Below are 17,088 nucleotides of genomic sequence, written 5' to 3' on the forward strand. Positions count from 1 at the left end.
ATCTAATCTCCCTGCTTATGCTTCTACTTGACGGTTAACTTTGTCTTCAACAGAGTTAGCTTCTTGTTCAAAGTGATAGCGGCCAGTTTTCAGGCTGCTTGGACCTAGACGAGAGAATTTCACCATTAGGTATACTTCAGCAATCAAGAACGCGGTGTAGAGGGCAATAATCACACCCAACGATATCCAAAGTTCCGACATTGTCAGTGATGACGCAGCCTGATGAACAGGAAGAATCTCACCGACTGCCCATGGCTGACGACCAAACTCGGCAACAAACCAACCGGCTTCTATCGCAATCCATGGTAGTGGAATACTGAACAATGCCGCTTTAAGAACCCAAGGTTTCTGTTCGATTTTTTGACGACATGTTTGTACAAACGCTGCGCCAAATACAAATAGCATAACGAACCCACAACCTACCATCAGACGGAACGCCCAGAATAGAGGCCATACTGTTGGGATTGAGTCATCCGCTGCGGCTTGAATTTGATCTTCTGTCGCATCGACAACGTCGTCGGTATAACGCTTCAGTAGTAAGCCGTAACCTAGGTCACCTTTTACTTCATCAAATGCGGCAACGTTATGGTCTGATTTGTCACCACCACGAAGCTTGGTTAAAAGCTCGTAGGCATACATACCATTGCGGATACGATCAACGTGATCGTCACGCAGTTCACGTAAGCCTGTTACTTCTGTATCGATTGAACGAGTGGCAATGATGCCCATCAAGAATGGAATTTTAACGGCGTAATCCGTCTCCATGGTTTCTTGATTAGGGATACCGAACAACGTAAATGCGGCAGGAGCTGGCTCTGTATGCCATTCCGCTTCAATCGCAGCTAGCTTCACTTTTTGCACTTCACCTAGCTCGTAGCCAGACTCATCACCCAGTACGATTACAGACAAGATCGCTGCCATACCAAATGACGCTGCAATAGCAAATGAACGGCGAGCAAACGCGATGTCGCGGCCTTTAAGCAAGTAGAAACCACTGATACCAAGAACGAACATTGCGCCCGTGGTATAGCCAGAAGCGACGGTATGAACAAATTTAACTTGTGCAACTGGGTTTAACACCACTTCAGCAAAGCTCACCATTTCCATACGCATGGTTTCGAAGTTAAATTCTGCCCCAATCGGGTTTTGCATCCAACCGTTTGCAACCAAAATCCAAAGTGCAGAGAAGTTTGAACCAAGTGCAACAAGCCAAGTTACTGCCAAGTGCTGACGTTTGGATAAACGATCCCAACCGAAGAAGAAAAGACCAACAAAAGTGGATTCTAGGAAGAAGGCTACCAGCGCTTCAATGGCGAGAGGAGCACCAAATATATCGCCTACGTAATGAGAGTAATAAGACCAGTTAGTACCAAATTGGAACTCCATGGTAAGGCCTGTTGCCACACCTAGAGCGAAGTTGATGCCAAAAAGCTTACCCCAGAACTTGGTCATGTCCTTGTAGATTTGCTTATCGGTCATTACGTATAAAGACTCCATGATGGCAAGTAAGAATGCCATACCCAAAGTCAATGGAACGAATAGGAAGTGATACATCGCTGTCAATGCAAATTGGAACCGCGACAGATCAACTATGTCAATCATGATAACTCCTTTTGTGCCGGCTGAATGACACAATACATTTTAATTTATGCTTCAGTTAAACCCACTTATTTTGAGCAAAAAGCAGGGCTAACAACGTGAATGTTGCTAACTTCAAATCATTGTTATAAATATGTATTTTTTTGGTTGATTAATTGTTAAGTAAGAGCTAATATAGCTCGGGCTAATACTACTGATAAAAGAACAATGTTTCAAAAGGTTTATGGCATTTTCCCGCATTGATCTAGATCATGACACAACTCGTAGTAGCGAACAAAAAACAACCAAAATGATAGAGATCAATAAAATAACGAGAAAATCCGCACCATCATGTGCTTTAGATCACTATTTTCACTTCCTATTTGTAATTAGCCCAGCTTTTTTTATGCGTATTTATTCTTATAGAAATCAAAAATAGCAGCACGAAACGCTAATATCTTGCCGTTAAAACACAATAAAAAAGGCCAACCATCAGGTTGACCTACATTAGCTAAGACGAATATTTTGTAAATGTGCCCGTTATTTATCTAAACCAAAATGCAAATAGGCGCGATCTGTCGCTATTCGACCTCTTGGTGTTCTTTGTAAATAACCCTGCTGAATGAGATAAGGCTCAATCACATCCTCGATGGTGTCTTTCTCTTCACCGATAGCTGCTGCTAAGTTATCTAACCCTACTGGTCCACCGCTGAATTTTTCCATAATAGCGAGTAGCAATTTTCTATCCATGTAGTCTAGCCCTTGGCTATCGACATCAAGCATATTCAGAGCTTTATCTGCAATGTCGTTGCAGATATGACCATTACCTTTTACTTCTGCATAATCTCGCACGCGTCTTAGTAATCGGTTAGCAATACGAGGGGTACCTCTAGAGCGACGAGCAACTTCAAGGGCTCCGTCAGATTCCATAGATAAACCCAGGCAGTCGGCGCTTCTTTTCACTATGTGCTGCAAATCTTCTACGTTGTAGTATTCAAGGCGCTGAACTATACCAAAGCGGTCACGAAGCGGAGAAGTCAATGAACCAGCACGCGTTGTTGCGCCAATCAAGGTAAACGGAGGCAAATCTATTTTAATAGAACGTGCCGCAGGCCCTTCACCTATCATAATGTCCAACTGATAATCTTCCATTGCTGGGTATAAGACTTCTTCAACAACTGGACTTAATCGATGTATCTCATCAATAAACAAGACGTCGTTTTCTTCAAGGTTGGTCAGTAATGCCGCTAGATCCCCTGCTTTCTCCAACACAGGACCAGAAGTGGTGCGAATATTCACTTCCATTTCATTGGCTACAATATTAGCGAGCGTGGTTTTACCCAAACCTGGAGGGCCGAAAATCAGAAGGTGATCTAAAGCTTCACTTCGAAGTTGTGCGGCTTTGATAAAGATTTCCATTTGCCCACGAACATGATCTTGTCCTCGATAGTCTTCCAACTTTTTAGGACGAATAGCACGATCTATTACGTCTATGTCTTCTTCTTTAAATACCGGGTTGTCCGGCGCTATCAATCGATCTGCTTCGATCATAAAAAATAGGTTCCTGTTTGTAGGAGCTAAGTACTAAGAGCTAAGTACTAAGCTTTAAGCTTTAAGCTTTAATACTTAGCATTTCGCACTTAGTATTTCGCACTTAGCATTTCGCACTTCTACACCATCGACTTCAGGGCGTCTCGGATCAATGCTTCGCTTGTCATGTCTGGTTTAGCCACTTGTGACACGACTTTAGTTGCTTGTACGGGTTTATAACCTAAGGCAACCAATGCGCTTACTGCTTCGTCTTCTGCATTCGAGCTTACTCCGCCTAAGCCGCTGTCCATTGGAGCTGCGTCGGTTGCAGGAGTAAATAAATCCCCGGCTCCCCAGCCTTTCAGGCGATCTTTCATCTCGACAACAAGACGCTCGGCGGTTTTCTTGCCAACACCGGGTAATTTAACCAATGTCGACACATCTTCTCGCTCAACGCAAGATACAAACTGTTGTGCATTCATTCCAGAAAGAATCGCAAGCCCTAGTTTCGGCCCTACACCATTAGCCTTAATCACTTCGCGAAAAAGGGCACGTTCTTTTACGGTATTAAACCCATAGAGTAACTGGGCATCTTCTCTTACGATAAAGTGAGTATACACAACCGCTTCTGTCCCCACTTCTGGCAATTCATAAAAGCAGCTCATTGGCATTTGGACTTCATAGCCAATGCCGCCTACTTCAATTAATAATTCTGGTGGTTGCTTTTCTAACAATATGCCACGAAGACGTCCAATCACTTGGGTTTCCTTTGATTTTGGAATTTAAAACTTGAATTCGATAATAATAGATAACTGGATGGATAGCCAGTAAAGAAAGGGCGCGAAGAGATAGGGCTAAAGTAGAAGCGACCTTGCACCTGATAAGAAGTTTTCCCCTTCGCTCTTCTAACTTAGCTTTTAGTACTTCGCTCTTAGCACTTAAATCACCTATATCGCCCTTTTTTAGCTCCAGTTGCTTTACCGGCTAGCGCAACAAGTGTTTTATTGGTATTGGCATGACAGATAGCCACACCAAGCGCATCGGCGGCGTCGGCTTGTGGTTTCCCAGGAAGCTTCAACATGTTCATTACCATGTGCTGCACTTGGCTTTTATCTGCTCCGCCCGTACCTGTTACCGCTTGCTTGATAAGCCTTGCTGCATACTCATGAACAGGAAGATCAGCATTAACCGCAGCAACGATCGCTGCACCACGGGCCTGCCCCAACTTTAAAGCTGAATCGGCATTTTTTGACATAAACACCTGCTCAATCGCAAATACGTCTGGCTGAAACTGAGTAATGATTTCAGAGACACCGGCAAATATTTGTTTCAAACGGCTAGGTAAATCGTCGTGAGAAGTACGAATACAACCACTGCCTAAGTAGTGTAAGTGACGGCCTTGTTGACGAATAACGCCATAACCTGTGATACGTGAACCTGGGTCAATACCGAGGATTATCGACATGCGTATGTGTTCCGAACTGAGCCCTAATACAGATAAGAGCTATTTTGAATAGAAAGATACTAGCAAAAAAGAAAGCGCTAATAGAATAAACCTATTAGCGCTTCGCATTTTATTTATTTGAAATCAGACAAATATCCGAAAACTAAGCGTCTGCTTCTTTTTCTTTAGCAACAACCGCTACCGCTAGCTCTTCTAAAGAGGCAGGGTTGGCAACACTTGGTGCATTGGTTAGCAAGCAAGATGCTGCCGTTGTTTTAGGGAATGCGATAACGTCACGGATGTTATCAGTACCACAAAGTAGCATAGCCAAACGGTCTAGACCGAAAGCAAGGCCGGCGTGCGGTGGTGTTCCGTATTTAAGTGCATCCAATAAGAAGCCGAACTTCTCTTGCTGCTCTTTTTCTTCAATGCCCAGAATATTGAACACGGTGCTTTGCATCTCAGCATTGTGGATACGAACAGAGCCGCCACCCACTTCGTAGCCGTTGATCACCATATCGTAAGCATTCGAGTTAGCTGCTGCTGGGTTTGCTGCCAATTCAGCCGCATTAACACCTAGTGGTGAAGTAAATGGGTGGTGCATTGCGTGCAGGTTACCTTCGCCATCTTCTTCGAACATTGGGAAGTCAACAACCCAAAGTGGGGCCCATGCTTCTTTGTTGGTTAGCTCTAAATCTTCGCCAAGTTTCAGACGAAGTGCACCCAGAGCTTCGGATACGATGTTTGCTTTATCAGCACCAAACAAAATGATGTCGCCACTTTCTGCTTGAGTACGATCAAGAATACCGTTGATTACGTCTTCACTTAGGAATTTAGCAACTGGAGATTGAATGCCTTCCATGCCAGCAGCACGGTCGTTTACTTTCATCCATGCCAACCCTTTCGCGCCGTAAATGCCAACAAATGCGCCGTAGCCATCGATTTGCTTACGCGTCAGTTTAGCGCCACCCGGTACACGAATAACCGCTACGCGGCCTTTTTCATCGTTAGCTGGGCCTGCAAATACTTTAAACTCAACGTCTTTAACAAGATCCGCTACGTCAACCAACTCTAATGGGTTACGTAGATCCGGCTTATCGCTGCCGAAACGACGAATCGCTTCAGAGAAAGGCATGATTGGGAATTCACCCAAATCAACGCTAAGCAGCTCTTGCCACATTTCGCGGATCATTTTTTCTGTCACGCCACGAACTTGTTCAGCTGACATGAAAGAAGTTTCGATATCGATTTGAGTAAATTCAGGCTGACGGTCAGCACGTAAATCTTCATCACGGAAACATTTAACGATTTGGTAGTAGCGGTCAAAACCAGACATCATCAGCAGTTGCTTGAACAACTGAGGTGATTGAGGCAAAGCGTAGAAGCTGCCTTTATGTACGCGGCTTGGTACTAGGTAATCACGAGCGCCTTCTGGTGTTGCTTTGGTCAGTACTGGCGTTTCGATGTCTAGGAAATCGTTGCCATCTAGAAAACGACGGACAAAGCTTGATGCTTTCGCGCGAAGCTTAATACGATCGCTCATTTCAGGGCGGCGTAAGTCAATGTAACGGTACTTAAGACGCTGCTCTTCACTGTTTGTTTGGTTGAAATCTAACGGCAGTGCTTCAGAGCGGTTAATGATTTCAAGACCCGTTGCGATCAGCTCAACTTCGCCTGTTGCCATATCTTTATTGATTTGGCTTTCTGGACGAAGGCGTACTTCACCCGTTAGCTTGATGCAAAATTCATTACGTAACTGGTTCGCTTCCGCAAATACATCTTTCATATCTGGGTCGACGACAACCTGAACGATGCCTTCACGATCTCGCATATCAATGAAGATAAGACCGCCTAAATCACGGCGACGGTTAACCCAGCCGCACAATTCTACAGTTTGTCCTGCAAGGGACTTGTTCAGGTGACCACAATAATGGGTACGCATAATGAATTTCCCAATCTCTAATAAGTTATCAATTTCTAAGCTGCTCGCGTGATTGAGTGCCAGCAGTGCAAACGTCCATTTATACGCTGAAAGTCACTAAAAATCGACCATCAGGCATAGAATTTGTTGTGTTTTATCTAGCCTTGGTGCTTTTTAGTACAACAAGCGACCAATTTATCGGCAAAGACAAAAACGAAGCAACGATTATAGCCTCATTTTCATTTTATGAGCAAAGCAGAATCACAGTGTTTTAACTCAATTTATGCCAAATCAGAGTGATTTAGCCATCCTTTCCTCAGTTAATTTATAAGTACCTTGCTCTACTAATGACAATTGCAGCAATTTTGCATAAAATACGCCCCCTTAAATAGGCATGCCTACAAATTAGACCGCATGTTAACGGCCCAAGCGAGAGAGCATTATGAGCAATAAAGACACTATCTTTTCAGCTCCCATCAATAAAATCGGTGATTTCACATTCGATGAGCGCGTAGCGGAAGTTTTTCCCGATATGATTCAACGATCGGTACCCGGTTACAGCAACATCATCTCGGCTATCGGCATGTTGGCAGAACGTTTTGCAAAACCGCATTCAAAAGTGTATGACCTAGGCTGTTCATTAGGCGCTGCAACACTTTCTATGCGCCGCCATATTGAGCAAGAAGGCTGCGAGATCATTGCAGTCGACAATTCAGCGGCCATGGTCGAACGTTGTAAACTTCATATTAATGCCTATCGTTCAGAAACTCCGGTCACCGTGGTTGAAGCCGATATTAGAAATATTGAAATAGAAGATGCCTCCGTTGTGGTGTTAAATTTCACTTTGCAGTTTTTGTCTCCTGAAGATCGCGTCACGCTACTTAAAAAAATTCATGCGGGTTTGCGTACCGGCGGCATTTTGATTTTATCTGAGAAATACGTATTCGAAGATGAAACAGCGAATGAGCTCTTGATCGACCTGCACCATGACTTTAAGCGTGCTAATGGCTACAGCGAGCTAGAAATAAGCCAAAAACGCAGTGCGATTGAAAACGTCATGCGTCCGGATTCTATTCAGTCTCACAAAGCGCGCTTTGAAGAGATTGGCTTTTCCAGTAATGAAGTCTGGTTCCAATGCTTTAACTTCGGCTCTATGTTCGCCATAAAATAGGATTATGGGTAAAAGATTACAGGGAACAGGACGGGCAAACCCTACAGAATATTGGACTGCCCCCTCAGCTATAACCTGTTACCTATAACCTGTAACCTGTAACCTGTAACCTGTAACCCATTATCTTCACCCCTTTAACTTAACTAATAACGAAACCTCATATGTTCAATTTTGCTAATTTTTATCAATTGATTTCCCAAGACGACCAACTTCAACCTTGGCTGAATACGCTTCCACAACAGCTAACGGATTGGCAAAACGCAGAACATGGTGATTTCGATCGCTGGTTAAGAGCGCTTAAGAAAATTCCTGAAGGCAGCCCAGATAACATCGAATTGAAGGACTCGGTAACACTCTCGAATCACACTCCAATTCATTCTGGCGAACAAAAAAAGTTAGAAAACTTATTAAAAACGTTCCACCCTTGGCGTAAAGGCCCTTATCACTTACACGACATCCACATAGACACTGAGTGGCGCTCGGACTGGAAATGGGATCGAGTGCTTCCACACATCTCACCACTGAAGAACCGTTCAGTTTTGGATGTTGGCTGCGGTAATGGCTATCACATGTGGCGTATGCTTGGTGAAGAAGCACGCCTATGTGTTGGCATCGATCCTTCGCATCTATTCCTGATTCAGTTTGAAGCGGTCCGTAAATTAATGGGCAACGACCAACGTGCGCACTTATTGCCATTAGGCATTGAGCAACTGCCTGAACTAAAAGCCTTTGATACTGTCTTTAGTATGGGTGTGCTATACCATCGCCGTTCGCCGCTGGATCATCTCATTCAGCTTAAAAATCAATTGGTTTCTGGTGGTGAATTGGTGCTTGAAACTTTGGTTATTGAAGGGGATGAAAATACGGTTTTAGTTCCAATGGATCGCTATGCGCAAATGCGTAATGTCTATTTCTTTCCTTCGGCTAAAGCTCTGAAGGTGTGGTTAGAAACTTGTGGCTTCGTTGATGTGAACATTGTCGATGAAAATGTAACCACCATAGGTGAACAACGCACCACAGAATGGATGACCCACAACTCGCTGCCAAACTACTTAGATCCTAACGATCCAAGTAAAACCGTTGAAGGTCACCCTGCCCCAAGAAGAGCTATTTTGGTTGCAAAAAAACCGTAAAGGCGAACCTGACCAGAGATTAACATTAGGATGCTTCACGCATCCTTTTTTATCATATACACTTTGTAAAATACTTCTGTTAACTATCTGTCTGCTATAGGTAAACAATGCTCAAAAAATTCACTGCAATTGCCATTATTGCTGCCCTATCAGGGTGTACACTGATCGACGGCGAAAAATACAGCCAAACGACACTCGAAGCAATTAATCAATCAGAGCAAAACATACAAACGAAACTGGATAGCTTTCCCGTTGAAATAGATCAGCAGAACAATAAAATTGATGCGCTAAATGAAGAACTAGTGAAATTACACGGTGAGGTAGTTCATTTGCGTAAAACGCAAGCTAAGCATTTCACACTCATCACTCCAGAAAAACCAAAAGTTTCCCCGGCCGTTACCAGCGCCCCTCCCTCTCAGCCAGTTGTACTCGGCGCAATTGAAAAAGTAAAAATTGATACGATTAAGCAACAGTTTGACGCGAGAGTTGATACCGGCGCCACAACTTCTTCAATTAATGCCATTGATATTCAAGAATTTGAGCGAAATGGAAAAACTTGGGTTAAATTTCATATAAAAGATGATTCTACGGCAGCAGATGAAATGCACTGGATTGAATCGCCTGTCGTGCGCTACGTGAAAATTCGTCAAGCGACTAACACTGATGGCGAACGTAGAATTGTGGTAGAGCTCTGGGTACAACTTGGTGATGTACACGAGAAAGCTCAGTTCACTTTGGCCGACCGCTCACAAATGAGCCATCCTATTTTGCTAGGTAGAGAGTTCATACAAGATATCGCGTTAGTTGATGTAAGCAAACAATACCTACAAACTAAAACTAAATAATTGTATTTAAGGATAAATCTTTATGACGTCTAAAGTTCCATTTTACTTCTTAGTTGCCTTTCTGCTTATTGCAGGCAGTGCACTAAGTCTATTACGCCACACGGATTATGGCGTACCTTTAACCCCAGGTGAAACACGTCAAATTTGGGATATTGAAGCTCGTGTCGAATTCAATGCACTCGATAAGCCAGTTAAAGCGTCTCTTGCCGCGCCTGGCACACAAACCGGTTACACCCTAATTAATGAAAGTGCATCTTCTCCAGGTTATGGTATCGCTTATACAGCAACCGATGCCGGCCGACGTGCTGAGTGGACAATTCGTCATGCTAGTGGCCCTCAAACTATTTACTATAAAACTCAGTTTTTAGTTGATGACCAAGCCAAAGTTGACTCCATTCCACCAAGCGATGATCCCATTGAAAAACCTATTTTTGATGGCCCACAAGACGCTGCTGCTCAATCTGTTTTGGCTCAGGCGACTCAACGCAGTGCCGACAACGCCACTTTGGCTCGTGAGCTGATTAAACAACTCAACGACAAAGATAGCCAAAACGCTTCGCTATTATTGAATAATAACGACAAAGTACTGATCACCTCTAAGCTTCTAAGCTATGCAGCCATTCCGAACAAACTGGTGGGTGTCGTTCAACTAGAAGATGGACGCCGTCGCCAAAATATCATGCCAATGATCGAAGTGTGGGATGGTAAAGAATGGGAATTATTCGATGTAAATCAAAGTGAACAAGTTAAACAAAACAACTTGCTCGTCTGGGATGAATCTAACGTTTCTCTACTCGATGTTGTTGGCGGAAAAAATAGCCAAGTCCATTTTTCCATGATCTTACAAGATGTGACCCCACAGCAAGCAACGGCTCAAAAAGTCGAAGCCGATAGCTTATTGAACTTTTCAATTCATAGTTTGCCTCTTGCCGAACAATCCATGTTCAAAACCATCATGCTCATCCCTATTGGTGCACTTATCGTTGTGTTCTTACGGGTAATCATCGGTTTGAAAACATCAGGCACATTCATGCCAGTCTTGATTGCCGTTGCATTTGTTCAAACTACATTGCTCACAGGTATCGTTGGCTTCCTTCTCATTGTTGGTACCGGTCTCATTATTCGTGGGTATTTATCTAAGCTAAACCTCTTGTTGGTTGCACGGATATCCGCCGTAATCATAACGGTAATTATGATTATCGCGGTCTTCACCATTGTTTCATTCAATATTGGATTAAATGAAGGACTTACCATTACTTTCTTCCCAATGATCATCTTGTCTTGGACGGTAGAACGTATGTCTATTCTATGGGAAGAAGAAGGCGGTAAAGAAGTATTCCTGCAAGGTGGTGGTTCATTGCTAACCGCTATACTGGTATATCTTGCAATGACTAACCCGTATGTTCAGCACCTAACGTTTAACTTTATCGGCCTACAGCTAATTATTCTTGCGGTTATCATGCTGCTTGGTACTTACACGGGATATCGTCTAACGGAACTTCGTCGTTTTAAACCATTATCTGAGGATTAGACTATGTTTGGGTCATTTACTTCCCCATCTAAGCTAAAGACCAAAGGCATAATGGGGATGAATCAACGAAACCACAGTTACATTGGGCGATACAACGATCGCTCAAAGTACCCTTTGGTCGATGATAAGCTAAAAACGAAAATCATCGCAGAAAAAGCAGGCGCGACGGTTCCTGCCCTGATTGGCGTTATCAGCCATCAAGCTGCCGTAAGAACCATTCATAAGATGGTTGAGAACTGGCCAGGATTTGTGATAAAGCCTGCACAAGGTAGTGGTGGTAAGGGTATTTTGGTTATTGTTTCGCATAAAAATGGCGAATATACCAAGCCCTCTGGTGCTGTCATCAATAAAGAAGACGTAGAACGCCATATTAGTAACGCTCTCGCTGGCCTGTTTTCTCTTGGCGGTAAAAACGACGTCGCCGTTGTAGAAAACCTGATTAAGTTTGACGACTGTTTTGAAGGTTTCAGTTACGAAGGGGTGCCAGATGTACGAATTATCGTATTTAAGGGCTACCCTGTCATGGCGATGATGCGCCTTTCAACGTCTGCCTCTGATGGTAAAGCGAATCTACACCAAGGCGCAGTAGGCGTAGGAATTGACATGGCGACGGGCAAAGCGGTACGTGCCGTTCAGTTTGATCAGCCCATCACACACCACCCAGATACCGACAAAGAGCTCGCACTTTTGCAAGTTCCTCACTGGGAGCGACTACTCGTGCTTGCATCCAGCGCATGGGAAATGACTGGTTTGGGTTATATGGGCACGGATATGGTGCTTGATAAAGAAGAAGGCCCAATGGTACTTGAGCTTAATGCTCGCCCAGGCTTGGCTATTCAGATAGCTAACGGTGCAGGTTTACTGCCTCGCCTTCGTCATATCGAGAACCTAGGCGAAATGGCAGAGTACCCAAGGCCCGCTGAACGAGTGGCCTATGCCGCGAAACAGTTTGGTCACGCAGATGATAAAGGCTAAAGGCTAAAGGCTAAAGGCTAAAGAGCCTATAAAAAAAGAGCGGATATCCGCTCTTTTTTATTGTGTGTTAGATAACAGTTTATTTGCCTAGCGCTTCTTTGTAGTGCTGACGGCATACTGATACATATTGGTCATTACCACCAATAGCCACTTGGTCACCTTCTGCAATCGGGTTACCTTCTTCATCAGTACGGATCACCATGTTGGCTTTACGACCACAATGACAAATCGTTTTGAGCTCAACTAATTTATCCGCCCAAGATAGCAAGTATTTACTGCCTTCAAAAAGCTCACCGAGAAAATCGGTACGTAAACCATAACAAAGAACAGGAATATGGAGCTTATCAACAACCTCTGTCAGTTGATAAACTTGTTCTTTAGATAAGAACTGACATTCATCAATCAAAATACAATGACGCTTTTCTTGTTCATTAATCGCTTTGATTTCATCAAACAGATTTGATTCTTTTCTAAATAACTGCGCCTCAGATTGTAGGCCAATTCGTGAACTTACTTTACCAATACCATAACGATCATCGAGTGCTGCAGTAAAGATCACCGGATTCATTCCGCGCTCTTTATAGTTAAACGAAGACTGCAGTAAGGTCGTCGACTTACCCGCGTTCATCGCTGAGTAATAAAAATACATCTGTGCCAAAATAGTTGCCTTTCATAAAGTGATAAAAAAGGCACATCATCAATATAACACTCGCAAGTTACGGGGTTATATTCACTTTGTGCCTTTTAAAAATTACTTACGACGCCAAGTAGTACCTTGCGCTCCGTCTTCTAAAACGATGCCCATTTCCGTTAACTTGTTACGCGCCATGTCGGCATTTGCCCAGTCTTTTGATGCACGAGAATCATTACGCAACTTAATAAGTGCTTCAATCTCTGCGACTTCATCGTCATTACCTTCGCCTGACGCACCACCTTTAAGGAAGGCTTCAGGTTCTTGATGCAAAATACCGATAACGTCTGCAAGTTCACGCATCAATGCGCCAAGTGCTGAAGCTTTATCTAGGTTTTCACCTTTCAAGCGGTTCACTTCACGAGCCATATCAAATAACACTGAATAGGCTTCTGGTGTATTGAAGTCGTCGTTCATCGCGTCGCTGTAACGCGTCACATACTCTTCACCACCAGCAGGAGACGCCGATAAATCCAAGCCACGTAAAGAGGTGTATAGGCGCTCTAAGGCTGAACGAGCTTGGTTTAGGTTGTCTTCGCTGTAGTTCAATTGGCTGCGGTAATGTCCCGACATCAAGAAATAACGAACCGTTTCTGAATCGTAGTGTTGCAGTACATCACGGATAGTGAAGAAGTTATTGAGTGATTTAGACATTTTTTCTTTGTCGATCATCACCATTCCACTGTGCATCCAAGTATTTACATACTGGGTACCATGGGCACAGCATGACTGAGCAATTTCATTTTCATGGTGTGGGAACTGCAAATCGGAACCGCCACCGTGAATATCAAAGTGATCGCCTAAAATTGAAGAGTTCATTGCTGAACACTCAATGTGCCACCCTGGACGACCTGGGCCCCAAGGAGATTCCCAAGTGGGTTCACCCGGCTTAGACATTTTCCATAAAACGAAATCTAACGGGCTGCGTTTAGTCACTTCAATGCTTACGCGAGATCCGGCTTGAAGCTGCTCTAGGTCTTGACCCGATAGCTTGCCGTATTCATCATATTTCTTCACCTCAAACATCACGTCGCCGTTATCAGCAACGTAGGCAAAGCCACGTTCAATTAAGCGCTGAACTAAAGCAATGATTTCTTGAATATACTCAGTGGCACGAGGCTCTATATCTGGGCGCTTCATATTTAACGCATCAAAATCAGAGTACATCTCGCCAATCAGGCGCTCAGTTAGCTCATCGCAGCTCTCGCCATTCTCAGCAGCACGCTTGATGATTTTGTCGTCGATGTCGGTAATGTTACGCACGAACGTAAGGTCATAACCTAAGTAACGAAGGTAACGAGAGACCACATCGAATGAAACGAATGTACGACCGTGACCAATATGACAGAGATCGTAAATGGTTACTCCACAAACATACATGCCGACTTTGCCAGCTGTAATGGGTTTGAATTCCTCTTTCTGTCGTGTGAGTGTGTTATATATCTTTAACATGATCTCTATCTAGTCAATTATGAAACAAATAAGGCGTCAGTATAACAAGTCCCGCTACGATAGGTAATAGCTTGCAAGGACAAAATTCGCAGTGATCGCATGTAGGTCAGGACATTTCGCCCGTTTTCTTGACCACTTTTCACCCATCTATTGATTGTCTGTAGAATTGAGCTAGAATTCCCGTTTCAAGTCGAAAATAATTTAAGGAATACATAATGATCATCCTTCACACTAACTTTGGTGATATCAAAATTCAGCTGAACACAACTGATGCACCAGCAACCAGTGCTAACTTCCTTCAGTACTGCCGTGATGGTTTTTATGACAACACACTTTTCCACCGTGTAATCGATGGTTTCATGGTTCAAGGCGGCGGCATGACTTCTGGCCTTAAAGAAAAAGAAACTCGCGCGACAATCAAGAACGAAGCAAACAACGGCCTAAGCAATAAAGTAGGTACGTTGGCAATGGCTCGTACGATGGAACCGCATTCAGCTAGCTCTCAGTTTTTCATTAACGTTAGCAACAACACTTTCCTAGACTTTAAATCAGAAAGCCTAGATGGTTGGGGTTACTGTGTTTTTGCTGAAGTCGTTGAAGGCATGGACATTGTTAACAAAATCAAAGATGTTGCAACAGGTTCTATGGGTATGCACCAAGATGTACCACTAGAAGAAGTGCTTATCACTGGCACGACTATCGAAGAGTAATTCGGTTAAGGGGAGCTTCGGCTCCTCTTCTTTTATATTATGACGACATTATTTATTTCAGATCTTCACTTATCCCCTACTCGCCCTGATATTACCCAGAGCTTCTTTCAATTTCTCGACCAAAAAGCGCGGTTTGCCAACAAGCTCTATGTATTAGGCGACCTGTTTGATTTTTGGTTAGGAGACGACGACAACTCTGACTTTGCATCCAGCATCAGACAAGCCTTTAAACAACTCACAGATTCTGGCGTACAGTGCTATTTTCAACACGGTAATCGAGACTTTCTGGTCGGCAAGCGATTTGCTCGTGAGACGGGCGTCCAACTTTTACCTGAAGAGTGCAAAATTGATCTCTACGGCTCCTCTGCTATCCTTCTACATGGAGATACTCTATGTACAGATGATATCAAATATCAAGAGTTTCGCACTAAGGTTCATCAACCGTGGTTACAGCGAACATTTAAATGCATCCCCCTGTTTTTTAGAAAGAAAATAGTAAGCAATATTCAAGGACAAACTCGCACCGATAAAAACACAAAGTCTCTCGACATTATGGATGTGAACAAGACTGAAGTGGTTCGAGTGATGGAAAAACATGACACTAACCTAATGATCCATGGCCACACACACCGTGAGGCAACACATCAGGTACTGCTTACTGATAACACGCAAGGGACGCGAATTGTTCTTGGTGATTGGGACAACTGCGCCTTCGTCCTTATCGTTGATCAGTCTGGGTTTAAAATTGAAAAGTTACCTTTTAAACAATAATGACTTGATGTGATAACATTGTCACTAATATTACAAAATTTCAATTAGTTATTTTTGAACAAGTTACTGTAGAATAGCGCTCGTTAATTTCGTGATTATTGATGAAGAATTAAAACATTGAAATATTCATACGTTGCTCGTCAACCTATATTTGATTCAGAACGTAATGCTGTCGCTTACGAGCTGTTGTTTCGTGATGGCCCAAAGAACACGTTTCCGGATATCGAAGCGGAGCAAGCCACTAGCCGTCTCTTGTCTGATCAATTTTTGAGTGTTCACTACCAAAGCCTTGGGAAAAAGCGCGGCTATGTTAACTTTCCTTATCAAAGCCTGATCAATCAAATTCCTGAGTTGTTCCCAAGTAACAGCATTGTTGTTGAAATACTGGAAGATTGTGAGCCCACTGACGATCTCTTGGTGGCGATTAAAGAGCTTTATAAGAAAGGCTACACTTTAGCATTAGACGACTTTATTCCAAGTTCAGAGTGGCTAAGGTTTTTACCTTTCATTTCGATCATCAAATTTGATATTCGAGCGCTTCCGATAGGAAAAGCCGCCTTTTTCATCGCCAAACTAAAGAAAAGTAAAATTCAATTCTTGGCCGAAAAAGTAGAAACTCATGAAGAGTTCAAGCAAGCAAAAGAAGTTGGATTCACGCTTTTTCAAGGCTACTTTTTTGCTAAGCCCGAAATGGTACAACAAAGAGCCATTGAGCCATCTCTCATCACTGTCATTCAGCTGTGCAAAGAAATTGCCAATGCCGAAATAAACTACAGTGAAATTGAACGATTAATCAGTACTGATGTGTCCTTGTCTTATAAGCTACTAAGATATGTTAACTCATCGTCGCTAATATCGTCGGAGATTAAATCGTTCAAACAGGCTCTAATCTATTTAGGCGAAGACCGATTGAAAAAGTTCGTCTCTTTGGTCGCGGTTTCAAGTACTAACGAGCACAAACCAAATTCTTTGTATACACTTTCGATCTCGAGAGCGAGGCAGTGTGAACTATTAGCACGTCAATCCAAAGGAAAGATAGACGCAAGTCTGGCTTTTTTAACCGGCCTCTTTTCTTTGCTTGATTCATTGCTCGACCAAACTATCGAAACAATACTGGAATCGATCCCAGTAGATCAATCCATAAAACATGCATTGCTTGATGGCGACGGTGATCTAGGCAAATTGATCCACCTTGTTAGAGCCTTTGAACGCGCAAAGTGGGATGATGTCGTTGAAGCCCGCCGCTCTCTAGACATACATGAAGATCAAGTTGCCGATTGCTACCACCAATCCCAAGCTTGGGCACAAGATTTGGTTGATATCTAACGTTAACCAT

Annotated in this window: 15 protein-coding genes; 8 read left to right on the forward strand and 7 right to left on the reverse strand. The window is 43.3% G+C overall.

Annotated features, from left to right (window positions below; all coding sequences use genetic code 11):
• Positions 1-15: 15 nt before the first annotated feature.
• The 5 genes from cydA to aspS all read right to left on the reverse strand — a co-directional run bounded on the left by cydA (position 16) and on the right by aspS (position 6,494).
• Positions 16-1,602 (reverse strand): cytochrome ubiquinol oxidase subunit I, encoded by a 1,587-nt coding sequence (gene cydA, locus VTAP4600_RS04755; RefSeq protein ID WP_102521735.1) that lies wholly within the window; start codon positions 1,600-1,602, stop codon positions 16-18.
• Positions 1,603-2,118: 516 nt separating this feature from the next.
• Positions 2,119-3,129 carry a Holliday junction branch migration DNA helicase RuvB gene (ruvB, locus tag VTAP4600_RS04760; RefSeq protein WP_102521736.1) on the reverse strand — a complete coding sequence of 337 codons (1,011 nt, stop codon included), beginning with the start codon at positions 3,127-3,129 and terminating at the stop codon, positions 2,119-2,121.
• Between the two features lie 119 nt (positions 3,130-3,248).
• Positions 3,249-3,866 (reverse strand): Holliday junction branch migration protein RuvA, encoded by a 618-nt coding sequence (ruvA, locus tag VTAP4600_RS04765; RefSeq protein ID WP_102521737.1) that lies wholly within the window; start codon positions 3,864-3,866, stop codon positions 3,249-3,251.
• A 185-nt stretch (positions 3,867-4,051) separates the two neighbouring features.
• The gene (gene ruvC / locus VTAP4600_RS04770; protein WP_102521738.1) at positions 4,052-4,573 is read right to left on the reverse strand and encodes a crossover junction endodeoxyribonuclease RuvC; all 522 of its coding nucleotides are present in this window, start codon (positions 4,571-4,573) and stop codon (positions 4,052-4,054) included.
• A gap of 142 nt (positions 4,574-4,715) precedes the next feature.
• Positions 4,716-6,494: an aspartate--tRNA ligase gene (gene aspS / locus VTAP4600_RS04775; RefSeq protein WP_102521739.1), complete on the reverse strand. Its 1,779-nt coding sequence runs from the start codon at positions 6,492-6,494 to the stop codon at positions 4,716-4,718.
• Positions 6,495-6,915: 421 nt separating this feature from the next.
• Here aspS and cmoA point away from each other — a divergent pair, with 421 nt between their 5' ends.
• From cmoA to VTAP4600_RS04805, 5 genes are all read left to right on the forward strand, one after another.
• Complete coding sequence (cmoA, locus tag VTAP4600_RS04785; RefSeq protein WP_102521741.1) at positions 6,916-7,644, forward strand: carboxy-S-adenosyl-L-methionine synthase CmoA; 729 nt, start codon at positions 6,916-6,918, stop codon at positions 7,642-7,644.
• 161 nt (positions 7,645-7,805) lie between these two features.
• A complete protein-coding gene (gene cmoB, locus VTAP4600_RS04790) occupies positions 7,806-8,777 on the forward strand; it encodes a tRNA 5-methoxyuridine(34)/uridine 5-oxyacetic acid(34) synthase CmoB (protein ID WP_102521742.1) in 972 nt (323 codons plus the stop codon).
• A 107-nt stretch (positions 8,778-8,884) separates the two neighbouring features.
• Positions 8,885-9,622, forward strand: a complete 738-nt coding sequence (locus VTAP4600_RS04795; protein ID WP_102521743.1) for an ATP-dependent zinc protease family protein — start codon at positions 8,885-8,887, stop codon at positions 9,620-9,622.
• A gap of 22 nt (positions 9,623-9,644) precedes the next feature.
• Positions 9,645-11,153 carry an inactive transglutaminase family protein gene (locus VTAP4600_RS04800; protein ID WP_102521744.1) on the forward strand — a complete coding sequence of 503 codons (1,509 nt, stop codon included), beginning with the start codon at positions 9,645-9,647 and terminating at the stop codon, positions 11,151-11,153.
• A 3-nt stretch (positions 11,154-11,156) separates the two neighbouring features.
• Positions 11,157-12,128: an alpha-L-glutamate ligase-like protein gene (locus VTAP4600_RS04805; protein WP_102521745.1), complete on the forward strand. Its 972-nt coding sequence runs from the start codon at positions 11,157-11,159 to the stop codon at positions 12,126-12,128.
• A 79-nt stretch (positions 12,129-12,207) separates the two neighbouring features.
• Here VTAP4600_RS04805 and VTAP4600_RS04810 read toward each other — a convergent pair whose 3' ends face one another.
• Together VTAP4600_RS04810 and cysS are read right to left on the reverse strand one after the other, a co-directional pair.
• On the reverse strand, positions 12,208-12,786 hold the full coding sequence (locus tag VTAP4600_RS04810) for a thymidine kinase (protein WP_102521746.1): 579 nt from the start codon (positions 12,784-12,786) through the stop codon (positions 12,208-12,210).
• Positions 12,787-12,879: 93 nt separating this feature from the next.
• Positions 12,880-14,271, reverse strand: a complete 1,392-nt coding sequence (cysS, locus tag VTAP4600_RS04815) for a cysteine--tRNA ligase (protein ID WP_102521747.1) — start codon at positions 14,269-14,271, stop codon at positions 12,880-12,882.
• Positions 14,272-14,486: 215 nt separating this feature from the next.
• Between cysS and VTAP4600_RS04820 the strand changes: the two genes are divergently transcribed.
• From VTAP4600_RS04820 to VTAP4600_RS04830, 3 genes are all read left to right on the forward strand, one after another.
• Entirely contained in the window at positions 14,487-14,981 is a 495-nt protein-coding gene (locus VTAP4600_RS04820; RefSeq protein ID WP_102521748.1) for a peptidylprolyl isomerase, read from the forward strand.
• A gap of 39 nt (positions 14,982-15,020) precedes the next feature.
• Complete coding sequence (lpxH, locus tag VTAP4600_RS04825; RefSeq protein WP_102521749.1) at positions 15,021-15,752, forward strand: UDP-2,3-diacylglucosamine diphosphatase; 732 nt, start codon at positions 15,021-15,023, stop codon at positions 15,750-15,752.
• 117 nt (positions 15,753-15,869) lie between these two features.
• Positions 15,870-17,078: an EAL and HDOD domain-containing protein gene (locus VTAP4600_RS04830; protein ID WP_102521750.1), complete on the forward strand. Its 1,209-nt coding sequence runs from the start codon at positions 15,870-15,872 to the stop codon at positions 17,076-17,078.
• The last annotated feature ends 10 nt before the right edge of the window (positions 17,079-17,088 follow it).

Origin of the sequence: Vibrio tapetis subsp. tapetis (genome assembly GCF_900233005.1) — a bacterium.
Classification (GTDB): domain Bacteria; phylum Pseudomonadota; class Gammaproteobacteria; order Enterobacterales; family Vibrionaceae; genus Vibrio; species Vibrio tapetis.